This window comes from Microcystis sp. M53602_WE12, assembly GCF_030065455.1.
Taxonomy (GTDB): Bacteria; Cyanobacteriota; Cyanobacteriia; order Cyanobacteriales; family Microcystaceae; genus Microcystis; species Microcystis aeruginosa.
Genome location: NZ_JASJFB010000857.1, coordinates 1 through 3,686, shown reverse-complemented (window position 1 = coordinate 3,686; position 3,686 = coordinate 1). Strand labels below are relative to the sequence as shown.

General features: G+C 40.4%; 3 protein-coding genes and 1 pseudogene. 3 read left to right on the top strand and 1 reads right to left on the bottom strand.

Translation table 11 applies throughout. The features are described from left to right. Positions 1-436: 436 nt before the first annotated feature. Positions 437-805, top strand: a pseudogene (locus PX482_RS26130) (NAD(P)/FAD-dependent oxidoreductase); the annotation flags it as partial. Here the strand turns inward: PX482_RS26130 and PX482_RS26125 are convergent. Next, positions 785-1,204 (bottom strand): GAF domain-containing protein, encoded by a 420-nt coding sequence (locus tag PX482_RS26125; RefSeq protein ID WP_288123213.1) that lies wholly within the window; start codon positions 1,202-1,204, stop codon positions 785-787. The pseudogene PX482_RS26130 and the gene PX482_RS26125 overlap by 21 nt on opposite strands. 84 nt (positions 1,205-1,288) lie before the next feature. Between PX482_RS26125 and PX482_RS26120 the strand changes: the two genes are divergently transcribed. Both PX482_RS26120 and PX482_RS26115 read left to right on the top strand, forming a co-directional pair. Next, entirely contained in the window at positions 1,289-2,629 is a 1,341-nt protein-coding gene (locus PX482_RS26120; RefSeq protein WP_002758821.1) for a ParA family protein, read from the top strand. Next, complete coding sequence (locus tag PX482_RS26115; protein ID WP_002758822.1) at positions 2,626-3,309, top strand: Rho termination factor N-terminal domain-containing protein; 684 nt, start codon at positions 2,626-2,628, stop codon at positions 3,307-3,309. Before PX482_RS26120 ends, PX482_RS26115 begins: the two co-directional genes overlap by 4 nt. The last annotated feature ends 377 nt before the right edge of the window (positions 3,310-3,686 follow it).

Genomic DNA, 3,686 nt, shown 5'->3' with positions numbered 1-3,686 from the left:
TGACTCAACAATATCAATTTTGGGTACGACTGGCATCGCTAATTTATCCACTTAATCATCTTTTCTATAAGTATGCCATAGTTTTTGAAATTTGGTATAAGACACAACCAGGCTATCTTTTTCTATTTTGCCAACTCACAGACATTAATTGATACTAAATCCGTTGAGCATTATGCTACTTATAAAGACAGGCACTCATGCAAGAGGCACTCATGCAAAAGGGGGAATAAATAATCAGTTTTTAATAACCAGATTTAGTATTAAGTAGGGAGGCACAATTATTTGTAGGATGGGTTAGCGGTAGCGTAACATGATCGGGCGTTGGGTTTCATGCTTCAACCCAACCTACGTTCATCTTATATCTGGACTTCCCCGTTGACAAAAAGCCATAACCTGTGCTGTAGAAGGGATTAAGAGAATTTCCGCCGCCCCGTTACTGGGTACTGTCGAAAACTCTGGGATCTACGCGATCAGCGATGCGGCCGATGGTCGCCACCAAGAGGATAAACCCTATGCTGCCACGGCCCAAGTGGCCCTTCAACAGTCCGACTACTGCGCTTGGAATATTTGGGCGAGTTTCCACGATAAACCAGCTTTACCCTTCCGTTATCAACCTTTAGGCGAAATGTTGACCCTCGGCATCGATGAAGCTACGATTAGCGGTTTAGGACTACAATTAGCCGGTCCCCTTGCCCATCTTACCCGTCGCTTAGTCTATCTCTACCGTCTGCCCACCCTTAACCATCAAATCGCCGTAGCATTCAACTGGATTACCCAACCCCTTCTATCCCTCATTTCTGAGTAGCGAGTTCAGATATTCCTCCACTAATAAACTATCTCGATCGGTCAATTCCTGACCATCGAGACGGTTTAACAGCATTACTGCACCAAATAACCGATTATTAATCCTAATTGGCACAGCTAAAGCCGTTTTTATCCCCAAAGCCACCGCTATATCCTGACGAATGCGATTATCTCCTAGGGTTTGTCCCACCACCACCGGACAACTACCCTGGTAAACCACCGTACACAATCCCGACGTGGCAATATCTCCCCTTTTGCCGACAATTGCCCCGGTGTTTTTACCTGCACCCGCCCGATAATCAATACTATCACCGTCAAATAGGGCAATGATAACCGTTTCTGTTGGAATTAAACCTAAAATTTCTTCAGCAATGCGATCGAGATTAGTTAATTTTTCCATAATGGGTTAGGGGTTGAGGAGATGGGGTGTTATACTCAAAAAAACAGTAATTCATTAACTTTAGTCTATAGTTTGTGAACTGAAATGAAAGATAACACCCCCAGAGTAACAAGTCTCAAATCTTATCTTCAGCATTTGCCTCAAGATGCGTCGGAAGCGATCGTTAGCACCAACTTTGCACCTTACCTGATATCATATTTAGGATTTTCAACCACGGAGAGAATTCCAGAGTACGACACGGGAGGCGGTGGGATTACCGACTTTGCCACTCGGAGAAACCTAGAAAACGATATTTTTTTGCAGACAAAGAGTAATCCTTTTCTGCTGATAGAGTTAAAAGATAGATATACTAACTTAACTGAAAATAGTCCAGGTTATAAGGCAACTGTCGATAAGTTAAAGCGTCAGTTATTAGGGAATAACTGTCAAGCAGCCCAATGGGGAATTATCACTAACGGTTCACACATCCAGTTATTTAGAAAACATGGTAAAATCATTTTTCCTGCCACTACTTGCATAGCAATAACTCCTGAGAACATTGATGAGACTGTAGCTCGGATCAAGACAAAAATTGACAAGACTCCCAAAGCATTAACGGTTACTGTTTACAATAATAAAGGCGGTGTAGGCAAAACCACCACAACCATAAATCTTGCGGCTATTCTTGCTTTTTTAGGTAAAAAAGTTCTAGTTTTAGACTTTGATTTTAATCAACGAGATTTAACTAGCTCTCTCCTAAATATAAACCCAGAAGATGGCCTACTAGAAAAGGCTTTAACTGACCGCAATATTGATCTAAAATCAGTGATTCGTCCCTATATCTACATTTTTCAGACTAAAAAATTAAAAATTACTTTCGATGTTGTTCCTGCTGATCCTAAAATGGCAGAGTATCCGGAATTTCAGTATAATTCTCAAATGAAAATATTCACTCTCCATAGAAAATTAGACTTAGCTAGATATGAATATGATTACATCTTTATAGATGCAGCTCCCAATTGGCGATTTCCTAGCCAGCTGGCTGTTTATGCTGCCGATGTTGTCCTCTTACCCACAAAACATAACAATTCATTCTCCCTTAATAATGCAGCCACTGCCATCAAGGAGTTTCTGCCGCAAATGCAAAATTTTAAAAAAGATGGGACTCCCATAGCCTTACCAATTTTTTTCAACGGTGAGAAGATTACTCAACCACAGTTAGAGCTTGCCCAAAAAGAAATTGATCAAATACTAGAAAATGACAAAACCCTTTTACCTTATTTTTATCCCAGATACACTGATGCCAAAAAAGATTTACATATTCATCACCTGCCAGAATACGCTATTATAGCCAGTGCTGCCTTCGCTCGCGTGCCGGCCGTTTATAAACATCGTTCCGCTCATGACTATTACAAAGACTTAGCAAAGGAGTATTTTTTACAATGATGGAATATACCGATATTGGTACTTTAAAGTATCTATACCTAGATGAAATAGAAATTACTAATGGAACCGATGCTGATAGTTTTTTAATTGAAGCTACTGCTAAACTATTACAGCAGACAGGTGGACGCAATTGGCTGCCTGTAATCGTGAAAGAACTATCAGAGGATCGCTATGAAGTTATCGGCAACTCATTTGTTTATGCTGTGGCTGAAAGGGCTGGACTAGAAAGAATTTGGTGTATTATTGCCGATGGAACAGAAGATGCTAGGAATATATCCAGAGTTTTGGCAAGAGAAGAAACCCCAAAACTAAATTTGTCAACAGCTTCAAGAGAAGAAATTAAATCTGCTTTACAGTTCTTGATTGAACAACCGAATAGCCCCCTAAAAACAGTTAAATTAGCCACTGCTACTGCTAGGATTGATGAAGCTCCCCGTCAATTCTGGAAGAGTTTAGATTCAATTGTTGCCCTCAAGTGTGGAATTACAAAAGGGAAGGGATTAGATTTACTCAAAACTCTCTTTTATCTCACTCCTCAAGATGCAGTGATTGAGGAGTTTTCAGAAGAAACTCTCAAACTCAAGACTGTTTCTGAATTAAAGACTCTAGCCAAAGAAAAAGGAATCGTTGGTTTAAGCAAGATGAAGAAAGCAGAGCTAGTCAGAATATTAGCGCAATAGAAAAAGGAGTATCAATTATGAGTTAGGAAGTGGGAAGTATTTTCAGTGAACAGTAAACAGTAATCAGTCGGGGTAGGGTTGATTCATGAATCAACCCTACCTTGAATCAACCCTAGAACGTAGGTTGGGTTGAAGCATGAAACCCAACGCCCGATCATGTTAGGCTACTGCTAACCCATCCTACAAATAATTGTGCCTCCCTACTTATAATGGCAACTTTTTTTGACCACATTTTGCTAGACTTCGCTTATCATGGGGATTTCAGGCTTCCTTGTCACCCCGTCAGTATTCAATCTCTTCAGAGAATCTTTATGTTGATTTAGCTTATCTAGTCTGGCTTGCCAGGGGGTTGATTCTGGCAAGAGCATTTGTTCGCT

Bases quoted from the DNA above. Each gene is read 5' to 3' on its own strand.
- PX482_RS26120 (WP_002758821.1), top strand. From the start codon at position 1,289: ATGAAAGATAACACCCCCAGAGTAACAAGTCTCAAATCTTATCTTCAG.
- PX482_RS26115 (WP_002758822.1), top strand. From the start codon at position 2,626: ATGATGGAATATACCGATATTGGTACTTTAAAGTATCTATACCTAGAT.
- PX482_RS26125 (WP_288123213.1), bottom strand. From the start codon at position 1,204: ATGGAAAAATTAACTAATCTCGATCGCATTGCTGAAGAAATTTTAGGT.